Source organism: Treponema sp. OMZ 799, from assembly GCF_024181365.1.
In the GTDB taxonomy this organism is placed as follows: domain Bacteria; phylum Spirochaetota; class Spirochaetia; order Treponematales; family Treponemataceae; genus Treponema_B.
In genome coordinates this window covers 1,140,745-1,161,306 of the sequence record NZ_CP051301.1, presented here as the reverse complement: position 1 = coordinate 1,161,306, position 20,562 = coordinate 1,140,745, and the positions used below count along the sequence as shown (strand labels likewise).

The following is a 20,562-nucleotide window of genomic DNA, read 5'->3' as shown; positions in this document are numbered from 1 at the left end:
CAGCCCTTTATTTTAATTCTCCGCTCGTTACGGAAAAAACATTGTCTTCTTTTTTTGTCTGCACTTTGACATCTCCTATCGGATTCCATTGCACAAAAAATGTTATAGTAGGCACAAGTTCATAATATTTTTTTACACCACCCGTACGGAGCACCGGCTTTAGCGAATAGGAGAATTTCATTAACCAATCTTTTAAATAGTGAGTTAAATCAAGGTTAAGAGATTTTAATTTAAATCCTGACTGCAATCGTGATCTTTCATCCCAAAAATAAAAAGAAGAAAGCAGATCCTTAAAAACATTTTTTTCACCGGGGATAACAATCGGCAGATTAAGAGAGTCTTGAAAATATCTTGCTATAACATCATTCCGGCTATATGCACTAAAACTTATATCTAAAAACTCGTGTATCTTAAACACAAGGCGGGGTGAAAACGAAAATGAAGAATCCGTTACTCTTATCAAATTAAAGTTAAGAGATGAATTAAATGAAAATTGCAATTTAATTCTATTTTTCCAAGCATACAATTCAATAGGCTGTGATGAGTTGGAAAAATTTATATCCAAAGATCTCGGAATAAATTCTTTATAAGGCAAGGACACCCATCCTACTCCCGAAGTCAATTTATACGGAGTATCATAACTCATTGCATAAACTGCCGACATATATTTCCATGAAAAAGAAGCGGCATATCTGTCACTTCTCTTTCCTTCAATATTATAAACATAGGATTGACTTAGAGAAATATTATAAGGCAACGAAAAATTTAAGCCGATATTAAGCGGATCCCAAAACCATTTTTTTACATTATTTTCTTTTTCAAATAATCTTGTAGAAATATTAAGTTTACCGTAAGGAAAAGCAAAGTTTCCTGTAAAGGAATAGGCTTCCAAAAGCGGGTTTAAATTCATGGATGAGGTAATCAATTGGGTATAATTTTTTAAATTAATTCCAAAACCTGCAGATGCAATATGGGTCTTAATATATTCCTTATCCCATTTTGCCTTGATAGTTTCCCATTCAGGTTTTGCAACAGTTCCCTTAAATTTATTTTGAAGAAGAACTTCCGAAATAGACCATTCTAAAAAAGTCGGTTTAAATAATTCGTTAAAAATAAACGGACTAAATTTTACGCTGTTTGAATTATTTACGCTATAAACATTTAATTTATAATTATTTAATTGGAGCTTATCCTGCTCTGCCTTGTCCTTATGCCATGTGTGTTTTTGATTATTACCGCTAAGTTCAATAGAATTGGATAAATTCAAAAAACCTTGATTATATGAAAGACGGCTGTCGATCTTAGCCTGTCCGTTTAATTTATAATAGGCTGAATAAAAATCATTCCAGTCAATGTCAAAAGGCTTTTTCCAATCCTTATGATTAAAAATTATATCTTGAAAGACGGAACCGTTTAGTTTATAGGTTAAATCATAACTTATTAAATTTAAAAACCGGTTTGTTTTTACACTGTCAATTTTATATACAGGAAAGAGGTCATTGGAAAAGGCCGGAGCTTCGTCTTTTTTTTCCTCATTATTATTTACTTTATCGTTCTTATCCTTGACAGTATCTTCTTCAAAAGGGTTTTTAATGCCTGCTATGTCTTGTGTTTGCTGTCTATTCTTTCTTTGAGATAACATCGATGTTGAAAAAATAGTACCGCCCAAGCCGGCTCTTAATGCCGGTAAAATATTTTTAGGATAGTAAAATAATCTGTCCGGAGCATACAAAGAATCGCTTCCGCTAAGGCTTTCATTTTTCTTTGATTCAAAATTAACCTTCCCTGAAAAAGACTCAAGAGACATATAACTTATCCAAGGCTTCAATACGGAAAAACTAGGATTGATCGAACCGTCAAGCTTCCATGAATAAAAATTTTCACTTACCTGCCCTTTAGCTTCAGCCAGCTTATCTTTGTTTAAAAAATACTTAAACCAATTCATGTCTTCGCTTCTTCCCATAAAATCGCTCTTAAAAAAAGGATCCGAAATAAACGGAAACAGAATGGAAACATTGAATGGGCTCTTTGTCACGCTCATGTTAAAGTTGAAACTATATCTGAATGGAACTATTTTACCGAAAAGGTTTGCCCTATTGACAGCTTTTTCTTTACCCGGCTCTCCATACAGGGTAAATAAAATACTGTTCCTAGGATACAAGGTATAAGAAAATCCTAAAAGACCGTGAAAATCGGCTTGTTTTATATAACCCTTTTTAGGAATAATTTTTCCGTCGATACCTGCCAAATATCCAAGACCGGAATAGGCATCTGCTATAAGCTTTAGATAGGAGCCGCCCGTATCCGATGCAGGTTCATCCAATTTTTTTAAAAACAAGCCCTCAAGTTTTTGTTTTTTTATAGTATCGCTTTGCATAAAATTTGAAAACGAAGTAGCTTCATCGCTTTTAGGCGCAGGTTTGCGGCCCAAAATATAGGTAGTAGTTTGAACAAAGGCTCCTTCCCTGTTTTTAAAACCGAAGACCGGATGAAAAATCATCTCGTCAGCCGGATAATAAAAAAACGGAAAGTACATGATAGGCACAACACCGACCGACAAAAAACCGTTAAAAAAAGCCATTTCGTTTCCGGGTAAAATCCAAAGACGGCTTGCCCTGATAGACCACAGGGGATATTTTTCCTTGCTTGTCGTAAGCAGGGCATCCTTAAAAGCTATGGCACCGCTTTCATTTCTTCCGGCAAGACCGGTATGAATTCTAAAAGGATCTTGATTTTTTTTTGCAGGAGCCTGCTCTATGATGCCGTCAACAAAGACACCCTCAAGTTTTTGAATATTAAAAATGAGAGCATCCCCTCTAAAGCTTTCCCCCTCATCGGATCCTATCTTGCGAGTATAAACAACATTACCCATTGCTGTCAAGGTTTCCCGGGTCTTATTGTGAATTATTTTATCTGCTGTGATAGTAGATACGGAATTTTCATCCGTTACCGAAATTGAAACAAAGCCGGTAAAAATAATGAGCTCATCGCTTTTAGGTTTAGAACCTGTATCGGGTAATTCTGTTACAGGGGCAGAAGGCACCTTCACATACTCGGTAAGCTCTGCAGAGTTAATCGTAACCTTTATCGGCTTTTCAGGCTTTTCCTCGGATGCCAAAACATTTACCGAAAAGAGAAAAAGAATAAAGATTACCCCCTGCAAAGCTTTTTTCATTATTCCGTCTTACCTGACTCTTTCAAGCATTTCTTTTATGTAATATCCCGTATAGGATTTTTTTATCTTTGCAACTTCTTCAGGAGTTCCCTCGGCTATGATTTGCCCTCCGTTGGTTCCGCCTTCGGGACCGAGGTCGATAATCTTATCGGCTTGCAGGATAACGTCAAGGTTGTGCTCGATCATAACGACGGTGTTTCCCTGATCAATCAGGCGGTGGATAACCTGCATGAGCTGCTTAACGTCTGCAAAATGTAAGCCCGTTGTCGGCTCGTCCAAGATATAGAGGGTCTTGCCCGTAGAGCGCTTGGCAAGCTCGTTTGCAAGTTTTACACGCTGGGCTTCTCCTCCTGAAAGGGTAAGCGCCGATTGGCCAAGCTTTATATAACCCAAGCCTACCGATAAGAGGGTTTGAAGTTTTCGGGCAATGTGAGGAATGGGAGCAAAGAATTCCGAAGCTTCCTCGATGGTCATATCCAAAACGTCGGCAATGTTTTTGCCCTTATAGCGGACATCGAGGGTTTCCTTGTTAAACCTCTTCCCTCGGCAAACATCGCAGGCTATATAAACATCGGGCAAAAAGTTCATCTCGATTGTGAGGGTTCCGTCCCCCTGACAATGCTCGCACCTTCCGCCCCGCACATTAAATGAAAAGCGGCCGGGCTTATAACCTCTCGCCTTCGATTCGGGAAGGCTTGCAAAGAGATCCCTTATCCCCGTAAAAACTCCTACATAGGTTGCCGGGTTTGAGCGGGGCGTTCTTCCGATGGGGCTTTGATCGATATTGATAACCTTGTCTATGTGTTCAAGGCCGCTCAGTCTTTTATAGGCCCCTTCAGGAAGGGAGGAGCGCATAATCTTGTTTGAAACGGCAGGGTAAAGTACATCGGTCAACAGGGTGGACTTCCCCGAACCCGAAACTCCGGTGATGCAGGTAAAGGCTCCCAGAGGAATTTTTATCGAAACGTCTTTTAGGTTATGCTCACTCACGCCTGAAAGCACCAAGGCCTTTCCGTTGCCCTCACGCCTTTTTTCGGGGATATCCATTTTAAGGGTTCCTGCAAGATATTGACCGGTTAAACTGTTTTTTACCCTCGCTACTTCCTCAGGCGAGCCTTGCGCCGTAATGTTTCCGCCGTGAACGCCTGCCCCGGGGCCTAGGTCTACAATGTAGTCGGCCGTGCGGAGAGTCTGCTCGTCATGTTCTACAACGATGAGGGTGTTCCCCAAATTGCGCAAATATAAAAGAGTGTCGATAAGGCGCTGGTTATCCCTTTGATGAAGTCCTATCGAAGGCTCATCCAAAATATAAAGAACGCCTATCAAGCTTGAACCTATCTGGGTCGCAAGCCTTATGCGCTGAGCTTCCCCTCCCGAAAGGGTTGCGGCCTTTCTTTCGAGGGTCAGGTAATCGAGGCCGACGTTTTTCATAAACTCCAAACGGGCCTTAATTTCTTTTAAGATTTGAAAGGCTATGTGTTCTTCCGTTTCGGAAAGTTTTAGTTTTTCAAAGAAGCTGATAGAATCCCCGACCGAAAGGCAGGTGAGCTCATGAATGTTTTTATTGCCCACCGTTACGGCCAGCACCTCGGGCTTAAGCCTCATCCCTCCGCAGGTTTTGCAGGGTTTTATCGACATAAACTTTTCGTAGTACTCCCTGACAGAGGCCGAGTAGGATTCGTTATACTTCCTATTCATGTCGGCCATTATGCCGGGCCAGGGGCGGTTATAAGAGTACTTGCCTGTTCCGCTTTTGGCCGTGTACGAAAACTGAATCTTCGTGTCGCCCGAGCCCTCCCAAATGATAGTTTGAATTTTTTTGGGGAGCTTGTTTAGAGGCGTATCAAGGGAAAAGCCGTATTGGGCCGCGAGGGCTTCAAAGCGCACCCTGTTCCAATCCGATTCGGGGTTATACGGAACAAAGACGCCCTCATTGAACGAAAGGCCCTTATCGGGGGCTATGAGGTCTTGGTCAAAGTGCTGGGTCACTCCGAGGCCGGTACACTCCGGGCAGGCCCCTATCGGGTTATTAAAAGAAAAAAGGCGGGGCTGTAATTCGGGCATCGAAATTCCGCAGTCAGAGCAGGCATTTTTTTGCGAAAAGAAAACCTCGATTACAGGGGAATCCTTGGTGTCCTGCCTTGTAGCAAGAAGGGTTCCGCCCGAACTTTCCAAGGCAGTTTCCACGGATTCGGAAAGGCGTTTTCTTACATCGCCCGACAGTTGAATTCGGTCTACGATTATTTCGATTGTGTGCTTTTTTTGCTTATCGAGCTTTATTCCGTCTTCAAGGTTTACGAGGAGGCCGTCGATGCGGGCACGCACAAAGCCTGCGGCAATCGCATCGCTTACAATCTTTTGGTGTTCTCCCTTTTTTCCCTTTATGATGGGAGCCAGAATCTGAACGCGGGTTCCTTCAGGCCAGGCCATAATGGTGTCTATAATCTGGTCAACCGTCTGCTCCTTAATCTCCTTTCCGCAAGAAGGACAGTGGGCGTGCCCCGTACGGGCAAAAAGGAGGCGGTAGTAGTCGTAAATTTCCGTTACCGTGCCGACCGTGGAGCGGGGGTTACGGTGAGTGGTTTTTTGTTCGATAGAAATAGCGGGAGAAAGCCCCTCAATGTAGTCCACATCGGGCTTATCCATCCTGCCTAAAAACTGCCTTGCATACGCCGAAAGGGACTCGACATAGCGGCGCTGCCCCTCGGCAAAGATGGTATCAAAGGCGAGCGAGCTTTTGCCCGAACCTGAAAGGCCCGATATAACGATGAGCTTATCGCGAGGAAGCTCCACATCAATGTTTTTTAAGTTATGTTCACGGGCACCCTTTACGATGAGCTTATTTAGGTGTCCGCCATGATTTTGATTATTCATAAGAAGATATTATACAAAAAAAAACGGCTTTTGGGAATAAGGAGAAAATACTGAAAATTCTTAAAAATTTATACTAGTTACCATGTAACTATTAAAACTTGCAATTATTTACATGGAAAGCTTCATACATATTTTTCAATTCACATATTAAACATTACTTTACCTGAGGGAGGAACTACATGAAAAAAAGGTTTTCAATGCGGAATAAGCTATTGATTATATTCGGTACTTTGATTTTTGCGGCAGGTTTTACGCTGGGTGTTTTAGGAGTACGAACAGCCCGAAAAACTGTAACTGAAAAGGTGGAGATTCACCTTAAAGATAAGGCTGCCGATACGGCTGAAATTATTGACGGAAGGGTTACGGCTTTTTTCCAATTTTTGGAAGGGATAGCCCGTATGCCTGTCTTAACCGATAAAACCGTGCCCTATGCAGAAAAAGCTGCAGTATTGGACAAAGAAGCATCTTTTAATAAAAGGTTGGATCAACTCAATTTGTACGACCTTTCAGGAACACGTACTGCAAATGACGGACAAGTTATATCGGTAAAAGACCGTGAATGGTTTAAATCAGCTGCAAGCGGAAAACGTTTTGCTTCAGAACCTCTTTTATCCCGTTCCCTTAACAAATTTGTACTTGTATTTGCTGTTCCTGTATACGATAAAGATCGAACTGTTACAGGTGTATTAAACTGCGCAATCGGAGCCGAACACCTATCCGATGATATTAATGATATTATCGTCGGAGAAACAGGAAACTGTTATATTTTAGGCCGCTCCGGAACAACAATAGCACATAAAGATTTTAATTTGGTAAATTCTCAGGATAATATTTTAAATAATGCAAAAACAAACCCTGAATTGACTTCATTAGCCAAATTTACGCAAAAAGCTTTGGACAGCACAAAAAGTGAAATAGGTTTTTATAAATATGATGGAACAACCTATATAGCATCTTATGCAAAGATGAGTAATACCGACTGGACTGTTGTTATTAGAGCCCCGATGAAACAGTTTATGGGAAGTATTGATACTCTGAGAAACAGAATGCTTTTTATAGGTTTTAGTATCTTAGCGGTAAGCTTAGTTATACTTTTCATTACATCCTATAAAATGATCAAGCCTATAAATGTTGTAGTTTCCGCCCTCAAGGATATTGCCCAAGGTGAAGGAGATTTGACCGTCCGTCTGCCCTTGGTCGGAAATGATGAGGTAACGGATCTATCCGAATACTTCAATCAAACAATCGAAAAAATAGGCTCTTCAATTAAAGTCGTAGGAAAAAACAGTGCCGAGATGACAAACACAGGTTCGGAGCTTGTAAGCAATATGACGGAAACAGCCAGCGCCGTGCATGAGATAAGCGCAAACATTGACGGAGTAAAAAAACAGGCTCTTACACAAGCTGCAAGCGTCAGTGAAACGGCAGCTACCGTAGAACAGATTATCCGGACTATAAAAAATCTTAACGGAAGTATCGAAAATCAGGCAGCAAGCGTTGCAGAATCTTCCTCAGCTATCGAACAGATGGTAGGCAATATCGCCTCAATCACTCAAACTCTGGATAAAACAAATGATGTTATAAAGACACTCGCTTCAGCCACCGCTGACGGAAAGGAAACCGTTGCGGGAGCAAACAGTGTAACTCAACGAATAGCCGAAGAATCGGGCGGGCTTTTGGAAGCCAGCAATGTTATTCAGCATATTGCAAGTCAGACAAACCTATTGGCTATGAATGCGGCCATTGAAGCCGCCCATGCAGGTGAGGCAGGAAAGGGTTTTGCCGTTGTTGCCGACGAAATACGTAAACTTGCAGAAGAATCCAGCACTCAAGGAAAAACTATCACCTCAACCCTAAAAGTACTGTCGGGAGAAATTGAAATGCTTTCGGCTGCTGCAAAGACGGCAGAGGATAAGTTCAATACTATTTTCAACCTATCCGACCAAGTAAAAACAATGAGTCAAAATTTGATGGATGCTATGCGGGAACAAGAAAACGGCAGCAAGGAAGTACTCAGCGCAATCCGTGATATCAATATGGTAACCAATCAGGTAAATGACGGATCTGCTGAAATGCTTAGGGGCGGTGAAAATGTTGCAATCGAAATGCAAAAACTAGATTCACTTACCCGCATTATAACGGACAGCATGAATGAAATGGCCGCCGGCGCAATTCAGATAAGCAATGCCGTACAGGATGTAAGTGAAATTACCCAAAAGAATAAGCGGAACATCGACAGCCTATCGACGGAGGTAGGAAAGTTTAAGGTTTAAGTTAACCGCAAGGGACCGTCATCCCCTTGCTCCGGAAAGTTCCAAATAGATTTGATCGGCGAGGCCGAAGCCGGCGTTTTTAGTCATGCTGCGGCCGAGCTCATCATACATCATGTCTTGGTACATCTTTCCGGCAAAGGATTCATCCCCTGCAAGGGTTTTACCCGACAAGGTGCTGCGCATCGAATCAAGCATTATTTTTACAAAGTAGGATTCAAATTCAAGGGCCTGCTCGTAAAGCTTACTCGTTCTGTCAATCGAGTATTTTGAATGAACCGTTTCACCCGACTTTCCGAAGGAGGAAGCCACACCTTGAACCTCCCTGTGCGTATCGGCCGGAACCGGATTTTCTATCTTCATGGATTTTAAAATATCTCCCGGAAGGCGGGTATCAAAGAGCTGTCCTGTTTTTAGGCCTGAGACGGAAGCGGAGCTTTCTCCCTGAATATTAGAAATAACGGAAGAAGCTCTTTCGGAACCTCTCAAAGATTCAAGCATTTGAGTAAAATTTTGTTGAGATTTTACGGAAGACGGAATTTCTTTTTTATTTATCAAAGAATTTTTTACGTCTTCCCTTCCCGTTTGATTTATTTGTATTTTGTTTACTTCCATCTTCTGCCCTCCCAAGCCTTAACTAAAAATTATTTTTAAGTCAAACTTATCGTTTTAAACTTACTGCAGTGCCGAGCATATTGTCGCTTGTCTGGATAGCCTTTGAATTGAACTCATAAGCTCTTTGGGCAACAATCATGTTTACCATCTCGCTTACGGTTGAAACGTTTGACATTTCCAAAAACTTGTGCTCGGTTCTTCCGAACCCGCTAAAGCCGGGGCGCCCCGGAATAGCTGCACCTGAGGCCGGGGTCTGCCTAAAAAGGTTTGTACCCTCGGCCGAAAGACCTGCATTATTTTGAAAGCGGTAAAGCTCTATCTGACCTACTTCGATCGGATCGTCTATGTCGCCGACCTTAACGGTAACACGGCCGTCTCTGCTGACGGTAATCGTGTTCTCCCTATAACCTTCGGGGAAGATGATTTCGGGCAAAACGCGCAAACCGTTTGAAGTCACAAGCTGGCGGTCTCTATCAATCTTAAAAGAACCGTCCCTTGTGTAAGCATAGGTTCCGTCATATTGAAGAACTCTAAAAAAACCTTCTCCCTGAATTGCAATATCGCTTGTTACTCCGGTGTTCTGTAAGGAACCCTGTTCAAATATTCTTTGGGTGGCGGCAAGCCTTGCACCATGTCCCATCTGAACTCCTACCGGTGTAATTGTGTCTTCGGTAGCAGGGGTTCCTGCCGTCCTTACCGTCTGATAGATGAGGTCTTCAAATTCAGCCCTCTGCTTTTTAAAGCCGCTTGTGTTTACGTTTGCCAAGTTGTTTGCAACCGTGTCGATATTTGCCTGCTGAGTGTTCATGCCTGTTGCGGCTGTCCATAAACTTCTAACCATAATTTACCTCCTATCTATCTTTTAACTGCTTCGTTCCATAGTTTGGCCATCATCGTATCTTCGGCCTGAATGGATTTTTGATTGGCCTCATAGGCCCTGTTTACTTCTATCATCCTAACCATTTCGTTGACTACATTTACATTGGATGCCTCGATAAAGCCCTGCACCACAACGGGACGCGACGGGCCTTCGGCAGCAATGGCCTTACCGGAAAGAGGCGTGTCCAGGTAAAAGCTTGATCCGTTTTTGCTCAAATATCTTTCGTTTTCAAATTCAACTATTTTTAAGCGGTCCAAATAAACGGAATCGCTTTCCGGTTGGGTAATGGGGCGTATATAGATTTGTCCGTCTTGGTTAATCTTATATTCCATATCCTGTAAAAAGATGCGGCCGTTTTCTCCCATAACCGGATAGCCTTCCTTGGTCATAAGATAGCCTTCAACTCCGACCATGAAGTTTCCATTGCGGGTATATTTTTCGCCGTAAGGTGTTTCAACGGCAAAAAAGCCCTGCCCTTCCAAGGCCAAATCGGCCGGAGAGCTTGTCTGCTTTAAGGAGCCTTGCTCAAACTCGGTAAAAATCTCGTTAGTTTCAACACCGAGACCTAACTTTCCTATAATTGGAGCTATGTCTGATGAGCCGAAGGGATTTTTTATAACTCCGTCATCGTTCAGCCTTCTTAAAAGCAATTCGGGAAAAGACTTTTGAACAGAAACATCCCTTTTAAAACTAGTCGTATCCAAGTTAGCCAAATTGTTTGAAATAACATCCAGCTGACGCTGCTGAGCCAGCATTCCGCTCGCCGCAGTATACCAACCTCTTACCATATAACCACCTCTATAAAAACTTTTTGCAAGGATTATAAAATCCTGAAAAAAGTTTTTTCAAGTAGTTTTGCATAGCAAAACTACATACAATATCACGATGTTTTGTGCTTTGCACAAAACTCGTAGATGAACAGAGAGGCTGAATTTCTGCCGAACTGTTCATCATACCTCTTACTATACGATTTTACCTTTTACTATATGATTTTCGGCATACTAAAATTTTCTTTTAGGAAAATATTTATCTAAAAAAAAATCACAACTTTTTTCTTAAGTCTTTTTTTAGTTCTCCGATAAAAGAACTAAGCACAGCTTAAATTTTAATGTGCTTCCGTCTTCTGCGGAACGACAGAGGATCCGGAAATGACATATCGGCAGGGATGCCGCGGGAATTAATAATTGCCGAAAATCACCAAAGGAGTAGGAATATGATCATTAATCACAACATGAGCGCTATGTTTTCACAGAGGACATTGGGACATACCCATTTAATGAACCAAAAAAACATAGAAAAACTTTCTTCAGGTTTACGTATTAACCGAGCGGGCGATGATGCATCCGGTTTGGCCGTATCAGAAAAAATGAGAAGCCAGATTCGCGGTTTGAACCAAGCAAGTGCCAACGCACAAAACGGCATTTCTTTTATTCAAGTTGCGGAAGCCTTCCTTCAGGAAACTACAGATGTTATTCAGAGAATCCGCGAGCTCAGCGTTCAGTCTTCCAACGGTATTTACTCGGCAGAAGACCGCTTGTACATTCAGGTTGAAGTATCTCAGCTCATCGCTGAAGTAGACCGAATCGCAAGCCACGCACAGTTTAACGGTATGAATATGCTTACCGGAAGATTTGCTCAAGAAACCGGAGAAAATACTGTTACTGCTTCTATGTGGTTCCACATCGGTGCCAACATGGATCAGAGAACAAGAGCTTACATTGGAACAATGACAGCTAAGGCTCTCGGCGTTCGCAATGTCGGAGATGAATCGATTATGACTATCGAGACACCCGAAAAAGCTAACCGCGCTATCGGTACCCTTGATGAAGCCATCAAGAAGATCAACAAGCAGAGAGCCGACCTTGGTGCATACCAGAACAGACTCGAACTCACTGTTGTAGGTATCAATATCGCAGCAGAAAACCTCCAAGCCTCCGAATCACGAATCCGTGACGTAGATATGGCTAAGGAGATGGTAGACTATACCAAAAACCAGATTCTCACACAGTCCGGTACAGCAATGCTTGCACAGGCAAATCAGGCAACTCAGAGTGTCATGACCTTGTTAAGGTAAGCTGTAAACAGTTTGACGGAAAAGCGGTTCTAAAAAGAACCGCTTTTTTATTTGTTGTTTATTCTTTTTATTTTTAGTATAATAATAAATCAACTTCAAACTGACTTTATAAAAATTTTAAAATGAAAAAACTAACCGATAAATGGCGAAAAATAATTACTATAGGCTCAATAATTTTTCTTTTTTGTTTGAGTATCTTCCTATATTTTTTTTGGGGCAGGCCTCTTATAAATTTTCTTATGGATGCAGAAAAGGTTCATGCCTATGTTGACTCTCATCCTTTTTCAAGCCGCATATTTTTTACGGCTGCCGTTTTTTTGCAAGTGGTATTTGCGGTGATTCCGGGAGGCCCTTTCGAAATAGGAGCGGGCTATGCTTTTGGAGCTGTAGAGGGAGCCTTAGTATCATTGGCAGGAATAGCAGCCGCAAGTATCTTAATTTTTTTATTTGTAAAAAAATTCGGCAGAGCGGCAATAGAAATTTTCTTTTCTCCCGAAAAAATAGAATCAATAAAAATATTTAAAAACAAAAAAAGGCTCCACCTGATTGTCTTTATCGTTTTTTTAATTCCGGGAACACCTAAGGACTTATTAACCTACATGGCAGGCCTTACACCCATACGCTTAAGCGAATGGCTAATCCTAAGTACCCTCGCCCGTTTTCCTGCTATATTAGCATCAACCATAGCAGGAAAAAGTTTAGCACAAAAAAATACGGGACTTGCAATCACCGTATTTCTTATAGGAAGTATAGCATCCTTTGCAGGGGTTTTAATTTTCAACAAACTCAATAGCCGTAAAAAAGGCTGAGCTCTTTCACGGCTATTTAAGTTTTATTTTAAGCGATTAAAAAATCTTTAAAAAATATCAGACCTTGGGAAAGCCGTGCTTTTCGCCCCAGCCGAAGGGATCAAGTCTCCATTCAGCCAAGCTCTTTTTATTTTCTTCGCTTATATAGTTTTGCTTTACGGCCTCATCCAGCATAATATCGTAGTTTAAAATAGTAGCCGGAATACACGGAGGATTAAGTTCTGCAAAGGCTTTTTCGGCTTCTGCAAATCCGTAAGAAAAAATGGCAAAACAAAAGGGAACCTTTCCGTTTGCATTGCGCACAGCCTCAACGGCCTTTATGGAGCTTCCACCTGTCGAAATTAAATCTTCAACCACAAGGACACCGGCACCCTTATAATCGGGATCGGCTCCCAAGCCCTCAATTTGATTTTTTAAACCGTGATCTTTTCCGCCTGAGCGCACATAGGAAACGCTTTTTTGTAAGAGGTCGCCTAAGCTTACGGAATGAGGGATACCTGCAGTAGCTGTTCCTGCAAGCCATTCGGGATCGAAGCCGACAGCTTTTAAGAGTTCTGCAAAGGCTTCGGCTATAGCGCGGCGCATTTCAGGCTTGGCCAAAAAGCGGCGGTTGTCGTTATAAATGGGCATCCTATAACCTGATGCCCAAGTAAAGGGGGCATTAGGAGAGAGCTTTAAGGCGCCAAGCTCAAAAGCGGTTTTGGCAAGAAGGGGCCCGTATTTTGTTTGAACCTCTTTGATTTTTTGTTCATCTTTGTGCATTAAATTTTCCTTTAAATGGTTTTATAGTATTCGTAGATGGCCTGCGTTCCTTTTTCGGCATAGCCTTCTTCATTCATCTTGTTAAAGAAATTTTGTGCAAGCTCTAAAACAGGAATGTGAAGTTTTAGCTCTTTTGCAACATTTAAGGTTATATTTAAATCCTTTAAAAAGTGCTTAATGTAAAAGCCGGGAGCAAAATCCTTTTGAAGCATCTTAGGCCCGTTGTTTAAAATCTGCCAGCTTCCGGCAGCTCCGCCTCCGATGGCCGAAAGCATTTTTTGGGGATCAAGGCCTGCGGCTTCCGCATAGCAGACGGCTTCGACCGCACCGAAAAGGTTTGCGGCAACGGCTATTTGGTTTGCCATCTTGGTGTGCTGCCCTGCGCCTGCACCGCCCTGCAATGCCCAAGTTTTTCCCATGCAGGCAAAAAAGGGATCAAGCTCTTTAAAGGCAGCTTCATCTCCTCCGGCCATAATCGAAAGGGTTCCGTTTTTAGCCCCTATGTCTCCGCCCGAAACGGGAGCATCTACCGAAAAACATTCTTTTTTCTTTGCCTCATCATAAATCTTTTTTGCCAAGATCGGGCTTGAAGTCGTCATATCTACAAAGATTGTTCCGGGCTTTGCAGTCTTTAATAAGCCCTTTTCTCCGAAATATGTTTGTTCAACATCTTGCGGATAGCCGACAATGGTAAAGATGATTTTACAGTTGGGAGCAAGACTTGCAGGGTCATCATACCAAAGAGCACCTTTTGAAAGAATCTCTTCGGCGGATTTTTTTGTACGCGTAAAAACGTGCATCTTAGCTCCGGCCGACCTTAATCTTTCGGCCATGCTTTTTCCCATAACACCGAGGCCTATAAAGCCTACATCACAATTTTCTACTTTCATAATAAATTCCTTAATTTATAAAATCTATTTTTTCTTATAACAAATCCAATAAAAAGTTCCGACAAAAAAGGCTCCGCCTATTATGTTTCCGAGAGTAACGGGAATTAAATTGTTTACAAAAAAGGCAGCCCAATTTATATTTGCAAGAGCTTCGGCGGAAAGACCTGAGGCAGCCGCATAGGCCGGAACGCTTTTCGCTAAAATACCTGCAGGGATATAGTACATGTTTGCAACACTGTGTTCAAAACCCGAAGTTATAAAAAGCCAAATCGGAAAAAAAGCGGCAAGGAGCTTTCCCGTCATATCCTTAGCCCCGTAACAAAGCCAGACGGCAAGGCAGACTAACCAGTTACACATAATGCCTAAAAAAACAGCCTGTACAAACGAAAGAGAAACCTTCCCGTAAGCGATTTTTACCGTAATCCCGCCCAAAAGGCTTCCGCCGCTTGAAAGCTGTCCGCTTTTTACAATTAAAAAGGCAAGAAAAACAGAGCCGATAAAATTCCCAACATAAACTGCAAGCCAGTTTTTCAGCATTGCCGAAACTTTCACCTTTTTTTCTAAAACGCCGGCAATTATCAGGTTGTTTCCCGTAAAGAGCTCGGCCCCTGCAAGGAGGACAAGCATAAGCCCTACAGGAAAGATAAGGCCTGCAACAAATTTGCCAAGGCCGTAAGTTTCAGGCTTGGCAAAGAGCCCGAAGGCCGCCATATTAGAGCCTTCCGAAGCAAAGGCAATAAAAACACCTGCCAAAAAACCTAAGCAAATCAGCTTCCACATAGGGGTCGAAGCCTTTGCAATCCCTTTTTGCACCGTAACTTCCAAGATCTCGGCCGGATCACAATACATTTTTTCAGACATACACTCACCTCCAATAAGCCGATTATATCATAGAATAGGGTATTTTTCAATTATAAATACAAATTTTGATACCTTGACATCTTCTTTATAAAAGTATACAATCGGTTTAAATAACGGTTTCGGTCTTGGTGCCCCTTTTAGCTAAGGGGTGAAAAGGGAATCAGGTGAAAGTTCTGAGCAGTCCGGCTGACGTAAGTGAGAGAGTTGTTTTTCAAGCATGCCACTGGGATTATCCCGGGAAGGCGAAAATCAATTATGACCTCCGAGCCGTAAGACCTGCCAATGACTATGAGGGTAAAATACAAGTTTTGCCCGTGCTGTACTCTGCTTGGACTCATGAGTCGCAGCAAAATTTATCGTGTTAATCATATTTATTTCCTCTATTGCTCCTTGGGCTGTTAGTGAAGATTTTGTCAAGTTTTCTTCGTTTTGGCCTTGAGTACACCTGATTGATACCCTTGGGTGTACATTTTGAGGAACCCTAAATCCCTTTGCGGACCGAAATCGTTTTTCTTTTTTAAGCTGAAATTCCAATTTTTCCCCCTAAATAACTTTCACAAACAAGGCTTTTAATGTATAATTCCTAATAAACTTTTTAAGAGGAAATTTATGGCGAGTACATACGAAAAACTTTTAAGTACAATAACCGAAGCCGCAAATACGGTGGGTTTGGCAGAGGACGATTATATAACCCTTTTAAACCCCGAAAGAGAAATGCATGTTTCGATACCGGTAAAAATGGATAACGGAAAAATCAGGGTTTTTAACGGATACAGGGTTCAACATTCTACATTAAGAGGCCCTGCAAAGGGGGGAATAAGATTTCATCAAGATGTAAATATCGATGAGGTACGCTCCCTTGCAGCATGGATGACCTTTAAATGTGCCGTTGCCGACATTCCCTATGGCGGCGGAAAAGGAGGCATCTGTGTAGATCCTTCTCATCTTTCCGAAACGGAACTTGAAAAGCTGACAAGGGGCTACACAAGGAGGATTGCTTCTTTTATAGGGCCTAAGACGGATATACCTGCTCCGGATGTCGGAACAAATGCAAGAGTAATGGCCTGGATAGTCGATACCTACAGCAGCTATGCAGGGGATTTCACACCCGCAGTCGTTACAGGAAAACCTCTTCCTCTCGGAGGTTCTAAGGGAAGAGTAGAAGCCACAGGCCGGGGAGTTCTCTTTGCGGCAAGGGAAATTTTAAAAAAACTAAATAAAAACTTAAAAAGCCAAAGTGTAGTCATTCAAGGTCTTGGAAATGTAGGCGGCGTTACGGCAGATCTTTTTTATAAAGACGGAGCGAAGGTAATCGCAGTAAGCGATGTAAGCGGAGCCGTATATAACGAAAAGGGCTTAAACATCCGGCTTATAATGGAACATGTAAAAAAAGGACAGCTTCTTAAATCTTTTGAAGGCGATTTTAAAAGAATAAGCAATGAAGAACTATTGGAGCTTAAAACCGATATCTTGATTCCGGCTGCCCTCGAAAATCAAATTACCGAAAAAAATGCATCAAATATTAAGGCTTCCATAATAATCGAAGCCGCAAACGGCCCCGTAACTCCCGAAGCCGATAGGATTCTCGAAAAAAAGAATATTATAAGTGTGCCCGATGTTCTTGCCAATTCCGGAGGCGTCATAGTCTCATATTTTGAATGGGTACAAAACCTGCAAGGTTTTTATTGGACAGAAGAAGAGGTCAACAGGCGCCTCGAAGATAAGATGATTGAAGCCTTTAGACTGGTATGGGACGTAAAAGAGACCTATAAGGTAAGTATGAGAAAGGCTGCCTATATTAAGGCCTTAAAAGAGCTTGTAGAAACCCAAAAGGCCTTGAATATAATTTAAAGCTTGTCTATCAGCATTGAACACTTGCCTGACGGAATCGGTAGGGTCTTTTTCTTTTCGTTTAAGATGTTTATGGTAAAATAATAAAGCTTTTCGCTTTCCATGTGGATTTCCCAGCCCCTCTGACTCTTGGACGAAAGAATGGTGATCAGGTTCCGTTTAAGGCTTAAATTTTCTATGCCCATTACCTCAAGGTTAGGAACCGTCCAGTTTACCGTCTTACGCGGAAGGCTTATGGAAAGGCCGATAACGTTTTCTATCATTAAACTGATTGTAGAAAGACCTACGCTTACCAGATACTGCTTACGCGGAAAGGCCGGTTTTCCCTTCCACTGGGCAGGGCCTTCCTTGACGGGAGAATAGGCCTCCCATAAAAAGCCTTGTTTTTTTGAATTTCCTGCGGGAGATAGGGTTTCAAGCACATAGTAAAGGTGCCTTATAACGCACTCTCTTGCTATCTCCCAGCGGTTATACTTTTCCAAGCCCTTTACAACAACAAAATTCAAAATAGGGAAGACGCTGCCGCAGGCACCGTTTCCGTTTTCGTCATATTCAGGCTCATCGGCTGCAAGGCTTGGAAAGGGATGATCAACCCCGAAGGTTTTAGGATTGGATAGGTGCTCCACCAAAAGAGCAGCCTTATCCTCGTTGGGAATCTCGGCAAGCATGGGCCAAAAACCTGCAAGGGTCTTTTTCTTTATCTGATTACCCTCAGCATCAAGATCATAATAAAAACCGTCCTCTTCATTCCACATCATGGAGTTGATTCTGGTTTTTATGGTAAAATACATCCTCTTGTATTGAAAATCAATTTCCTTATCGTTTAGTATATCGCCCAAGGCAGACATATAAAGGGCATTTACGGCTAGGGCCGAATTAAAATCGGTTAAAAAAACGGAATCTTTTCGCGGCGTATTAGGCATATTGACTGTCTCAAGAGGACTTTTATAAAGGCCGTTATCCGACTTAAACATTTTTTCGATCCAGTCCATGTACTTGATCAAAACAGGCATAATATCCTTTACACGCTTCTTGTTTCCCGTCTTATGATAAATATTGTACTCAGCCCATGCAAATAAGGGCATACCCAGCCCTTCAGGATTATCCCTCTTTAAAACGGGTTCCTTTGTATCAAAATCATATCTATTGCGTATAGCTCCGTTTTCTTCCTGCCTGTCATAAAAAAAGTCAAGAGCAGAATTCGGTGTATAATTCTTATTTGAATAAACAAAGAAAAAAGAGGAAAATATAGTTTCATATTGATTTAAAAAATTACCGTCCGCTTCGGGATAAATAAAAAAACCCTCGGTACCTTGTTTACCATCGCCTGCTGAATGCCAAAAATCATGAACCAAAGCCCATGTTCTATCGTAAATGTCCACGAAATCTTGATCGTAAAAATGAACGCGCGGAAAATCTCTTTTATTCACCTTAACTCCTTATTTTTTTTGCAAGACACTATATAGTATACCATATTTTTACAAAAAAGGATAGTTTTTTAGCAATATTTATAAAAAAAGTTTTAAGCCGGAAAAAAGACTCCGCTTTTATTCATTATCGGCATCAGAGGTTTCTTCTTTTTCCTCGGCAGAGCCGGAATTTTCACTTGAGGCACCGGCTTCAGTCTTAGCTCCGTCTTCGGTACCCTCTTGGACAGAAGGTTGAACGGGTGCGGGTTCAGGAGGGCGGCCTAAAAAGAGAACTATATCTTCATCATCTTTTTTGTGCTTCATTTTTAACAAAAGAGTACGGGTTCTTTCATCATAAACATAGCCGGAGGAATTATAAATCTCAAATCTAGGGTCGGTTCTAAAATCGATTCCATGGATCTGTATCCTGTAAAAGGGGCGGATCCCCCTTATAATCAGGTAATGGGTATCTCCTGCCTTAGCCGAAATTCTAAAGCTGAATATTTTTGAATCGTTTTTAAGCACGTTTATCCCAAGGGCCGATGTCCAAGCCCAAATACCGGGTTCAGCCTTTAAAGCCAAAGACTCTTCATGTGGATAGCAGGGATTATCCTTAATGGCGGCCGGATATAGCTTTTCAGCATGGAGGATTAAGGCATCATTAGCCATAAGCCCCAACTTCTTTGCCTTATCGCCTTGAATATCAAAGGAGGCCGGTAAACTTGAAGAATTTCCTCCAAGGGAAAAGATAGAAGAATACAGGGCCTGCCCCACAGCCTTCCATGCTCCCTTATCGGGATACGAACTTCCATAACGGATTAAAACGGATGCTGTTTTCAAAGTTTTTTCGGTATCTATGGTCTTTTTATCTGAGGATATAAATATACCCTCGTCAATAGAAATTAAAGAATCTTTTAATACCGCTTCATATTTTTCGGAATCTTCAATAAAAAGATTTTGTTTATTAGGAAAATAAAGAGCATAATCCATTGCAGCTTCCAACAAGCCTGCGGCAAAAAAAGAGTTTAAGTCCTCCTGCTTTGCGTTAGAAGCTATCTTTTCCAAGGCAGGAATTAGATTTACCCTTGAGTTGTTTATCAAAAAAGGAATAATAGAGTCCCTGTCAAATACTGAAATTTCAGCCATTGCTATACTTGATTCAATGCCGGTTAACAGCTTTTTATGGTAAACTGCAAGGCTTTTATCGTTTTGCACAAGGTTATCATAAAAGGTACTTGATATATAGGTTCGCTTTTCTTTAGGCAAAAGAGAAGACGGAGCAGATACAAGAGCTCTTGCATATTCGCCCTTAAAGGCTTTTTCGGCTACATATGCCGTCAAAAGTTCTTCGTTATAATTTTTTGCCGAAATCACACTTACAAAATAATCCAAGGCCTTTTCTCTAAACAATTGCTTGTTTTTTTGGTATTCTTCGTCACTTGCAATAGGGATACGCCTGATAGAATCAAAGTCCAAAGTTTCAGATTGAATATAGGTTTCATAAAAGGCTGTTTTTTTTGAACTTGAAAGAATAAGATGGGGGAGTTCCGATGTATCATCGGAATTTCCAAAGCCGTAGCCGCCTCTAAAAATAAACCTGTCTTTTCCATATCTTAAAAAGATTTGATCATCCTGACGTTCAAGACGGGCTGATTGAGTCAATTTCCAAGGAAAATAAACGGTCTCTATTCCGGACGGCATTGAAACGGAAATTTTTACCGTCTCAACCGTTTCCGAGAGGTATGAGGTAAAATCTATCGAAATATCGTTAGAACAAATAACACTAAAGGAGTCTTCGGTTTTTTTGTACTTTAAAACCTTTAGGCTAATATCTTCGTTATTGCTCGTTTTTGCAGTAATGGGGGTTTGATCTGTAATGTAAAAATCCAACCCGTTCGAGACTATATGGAGAGGTAAAAGAGGAGTTCTGTTTCCGCTTTCATCAACCTCATCCCGGCCGGAAACGGTCATGGCACCTATTGTATAATAAAAAGTCTTCCCAATGGTAAACTGAATAACAAAAATGCCGAAAATAATTAGTATATACAATATGGTTAAGGCAATCATCCTACTTGATTTGTGTTTCATAATG

The 20,562-nt window shown here is 41.5% G+C and carries 14 protein-coding genes and 1 riboswitch; of the genes, 4 read left to right on the top strand and 10 right to left on the bottom strand.

What is annotated here, in order from left to right; genetic code table 11:
- Window positions 1–7 precede the first annotated feature (7 nt).
- Both E4O04_RS05230 and uvrA read right to left on the bottom strand, forming a co-directional pair.
- Window positions 8–3,175: an LPS-assembly protein LptD gene (locus E4O04_RS05230; RefSeq protein WP_253710389.1), complete on the bottom strand. Its 3,168-nt coding sequence runs from the start codon at window positions 3,173–3,175 to the stop codon at window positions 8–10.
- A gap of 9 nt (window positions 3,176–3,184) precedes the next feature.
- Window positions 3,185–6,049 (bottom strand): excinuclease ABC subunit UvrA, encoded by a 2,865-nt coding sequence (uvrA, locus tag E4O04_RS05225; RefSeq protein WP_253685012.1) that lies wholly within the window; start codon window positions 6,047–6,049, stop codon window positions 3,185–3,187.
- 179 nt (window positions 6,050–6,228) lie between these two features.
- Between uvrA and E4O04_RS05220 the strand changes: the two genes are divergently transcribed.
- Window positions 6,229–8,322: a methyl-accepting chemotaxis protein gene (locus tag E4O04_RS05220; RefSeq protein ID WP_253685013.1), complete on the top strand. Its 2,094-nt coding sequence runs from the start codon at window positions 6,229–6,231 to the stop codon at window positions 8,320–8,322.
- A gap of 18 nt (window positions 8,323–8,340) precedes the next feature.
- Here the strand turns inward: E4O04_RS05220 and E4O04_RS05215 are convergent, their stop codons facing one another.
- Genes E4O04_RS05215 through flgF form a run of 3 tightly spaced genes read right to left on the bottom strand, consistent with a single transcriptional unit; the run spans window position 8,341 to window position 10,602 of the window.
- Window positions 8,341–8,934 carry a rod-binding protein gene (locus E4O04_RS05215; RefSeq protein WP_253685014.1) on the bottom strand — a complete coding sequence of 198 codons (594 nt, stop codon included), beginning with the start codon at window positions 8,932–8,934 and terminating at the stop codon, window positions 8,341–8,343.
- 46 nt (window positions 8,935–8,980) lie between these two features.
- On the bottom strand, window positions 8,981–9,775 hold the full coding sequence (gene flgG / locus E4O04_RS05210) for a flagellar basal-body rod protein FlgG (RefSeq protein ID WP_253685015.1): 795 nt from the start codon (window positions 9,773–9,775) through the stop codon (window positions 8,981–8,983).
- Between the two features lie 14 nt (window positions 9,776–9,789).
- Entirely contained in the window at window positions 9,790–10,602 is an 813-nt protein-coding gene (gene flgF, locus E4O04_RS05205) for a flagellar basal-body rod protein FlgF (RefSeq protein WP_253685016.1), read from the bottom strand.
- Between the two features lie 425 nt (window positions 10,603–11,027).
- Between flgF and E4O04_RS05200 the strand changes: the two genes are divergently transcribed.
- Together E4O04_RS05200 and E4O04_RS05195 are read left to right on the top strand one after the other, a co-directional pair.
- The gene (locus tag E4O04_RS05200) at window positions 11,028–11,888 is read left to right on the top strand and encodes a flagellin N-terminal helical domain-containing protein (protein ID WP_253688130.1); all 861 of its coding nucleotides are present in this window, start codon (window positions 11,028–11,030) and stop codon (window positions 11,886–11,888) included.
- Between the two features lie 122 nt (window positions 11,889–12,010).
- Window positions 12,011–12,697, top strand: coding sequence for a TVP38/TMEM64 family protein (locus tag E4O04_RS05195; protein WP_253685017.1), 687 nt, complete (start codon window positions 12,011–12,013; stop codon window positions 12,695–12,697).
- 57 nt (window positions 12,698–12,754) lie between these two features.
- On the opposite strand, the gene E4O04_RS05190 is transcribed toward E4O04_RS05195, so the two are convergent.
- The 3 genes from E4O04_RS05190 to E4O04_RS05180 are packed head-to-tail and all read right to left on the bottom strand — an operon-like array spanning window position 12,755 to window position 15,210.
- Window positions 12,755–13,459, bottom strand: a complete 705-nt coding sequence (locus E4O04_RS05190) for an orotate phosphoribosyltransferase (protein ID WP_253685018.1) — start codon at window positions 13,457–13,459, stop codon at window positions 12,755–12,757.
- Window positions 13,460–13,470: 11 nt separating this feature from the next.
- Window positions 13,471–14,349: an NAD(P)-dependent oxidoreductase gene (locus tag E4O04_RS05185; protein ID WP_253685019.1), complete on the bottom strand. Its 879-nt coding sequence runs from the start codon at window positions 14,347–14,349 to the stop codon at window positions 13,471–13,473.
- A gap of 24 nt (window positions 14,350–14,373) precedes the next feature.
- A complete protein-coding gene (locus E4O04_RS05180; RefSeq protein WP_253710385.1) occupies window positions 14,374–15,210 on the bottom strand; it encodes a formate/nitrite transporter family protein in 837 nt (278 codons plus the stop codon).
- A 109-nt stretch (window positions 15,211–15,319) separates the two neighbouring features.
- Window positions 15,320–15,509, top strand: a riboswitch (cobalamin riboswitch).
- A 310-nt stretch (window positions 15,510–15,819) separates the two neighbouring features.
- On the opposite strand from E4O04_RS05180, the gene E4O04_RS05175 reads away from it, so the two are divergent.
- Window positions 15,820–17,061: a Glu/Leu/Phe/Val family dehydrogenase gene (locus E4O04_RS05175; protein WP_253685021.1), complete on the top strand. Its 1,242-nt coding sequence runs from the start codon at window positions 15,820–15,822 to the stop codon at window positions 17,059–17,061.
- Here the strand turns inward: E4O04_RS05175 and E4O04_RS05170 are convergent.
- Together E4O04_RS05170 and E4O04_RS05165 are read right to left on the bottom strand one after the other, a co-directional pair.
- Window positions 17,058–18,491, bottom strand: coding sequence for an MGH1-like glycoside hydrolase domain-containing protein (locus E4O04_RS05170; protein ID WP_253685022.1), 1,434 nt, complete (start codon window positions 18,489–18,491; stop codon window positions 17,058–17,060). The two genes, E4O04_RS05175 and E4O04_RS05170, sit on opposite strands and share 4 nt — an antisense overlap.
- Before the next feature lie 117 nt (window positions 18,492–18,608).
- Window positions 18,609–20,558, bottom strand: coding sequence for a hypothetical protein (locus tag E4O04_RS05165; protein WP_253710383.1), 1,950 nt, complete (start codon window positions 20,556–20,558; stop codon window positions 18,609–18,611).
- Between the last annotated feature and the right edge of the window lie 4 nt (window positions 20,559–20,562).

Excerpts from the sequence above, each read along its gene's own strand:
- E4O04_RS05230 (WP_253710389.1), bottom strand. The coding sequence starts at position 3,175 with ATGAAAAAAGCTTTGCAGGGGGTAATCTTTATTCTTTTTCTCTTTTCG.
- uvrA (WP_253685012.1), bottom strand. The coding sequence starts at position 6,049 with ATGAATAATCAAAATCATGGCGGACACCTAAATAAGCTCATCGTAAAG.
- E4O04_RS05220 (WP_253685013.1), top strand. The coding sequence starts at position 6,229 with ATGAAAAAAAGGTTTTCAATGCGGAATAAGCTATTGATTATATTCGGT.
- E4O04_RS05215 (WP_253685014.1), bottom strand. The coding sequence starts at position 8,934 with ATGGAAGTAAACAAAATACAAATAAATCAAACGGGAAGGGAAGACGTA.
- flgG (WP_253685015.1), bottom strand. The coding sequence starts at position 9,775 with ATGGTTAGAAGTTTATGGACAGCCGCAACAGGCATGAACACTCAGCAG.
- flgF (WP_253685016.1), bottom strand. The coding sequence starts at position 10,602 with ATGGTAAGAGGTTGGTATACTGCGGCGAGCGGAATGCTGGCTCAGCAG.
- E4O04_RS05200 (WP_253688130.1), top strand. The coding sequence starts at position 11,028 with ATGATCATTAATCACAACATGAGCGCTATGTTTTCACAGAGGACATTG.
- E4O04_RS05195 (WP_253685017.1), top strand. The coding sequence starts at position 12,011 with ATGAAAAAACTAACCGATAAATGGCGAAAAATAATTACTATAGGCTCA.
- E4O04_RS05190 (WP_253685018.1), bottom strand. The coding sequence starts at position 13,459 with ATGCACAAAGATGAACAAAAAATCAAAGAGGTTCAAACAAAATACGGG.
- E4O04_RS05185 (WP_253685019.1), bottom strand. The coding sequence starts at position 14,349 with ATGAAAGTAGAAAATTGTGATGTAGGCTTTATAGGCCTCGGTGTTATG.
- E4O04_RS05180 (WP_253710385.1), bottom strand. The coding sequence starts at position 15,210 with ATGTCTGAAAAAATGTATTGTGATCCGGCCGAGATCTTGGAAGTTACG.
- E4O04_RS05175 (WP_253685021.1), top strand. The coding sequence starts at position 15,820 with ATGGCGAGTACATACGAAAAACTTTTAAGTACAATAACCGAAGCCGCA.
- E4O04_RS05165 (WP_253710383.1), bottom strand. The coding sequence starts at position 20,558 with ATGAAACACAAATCAAGTAGGATGATTGCCTTAACCATATTGTATATA.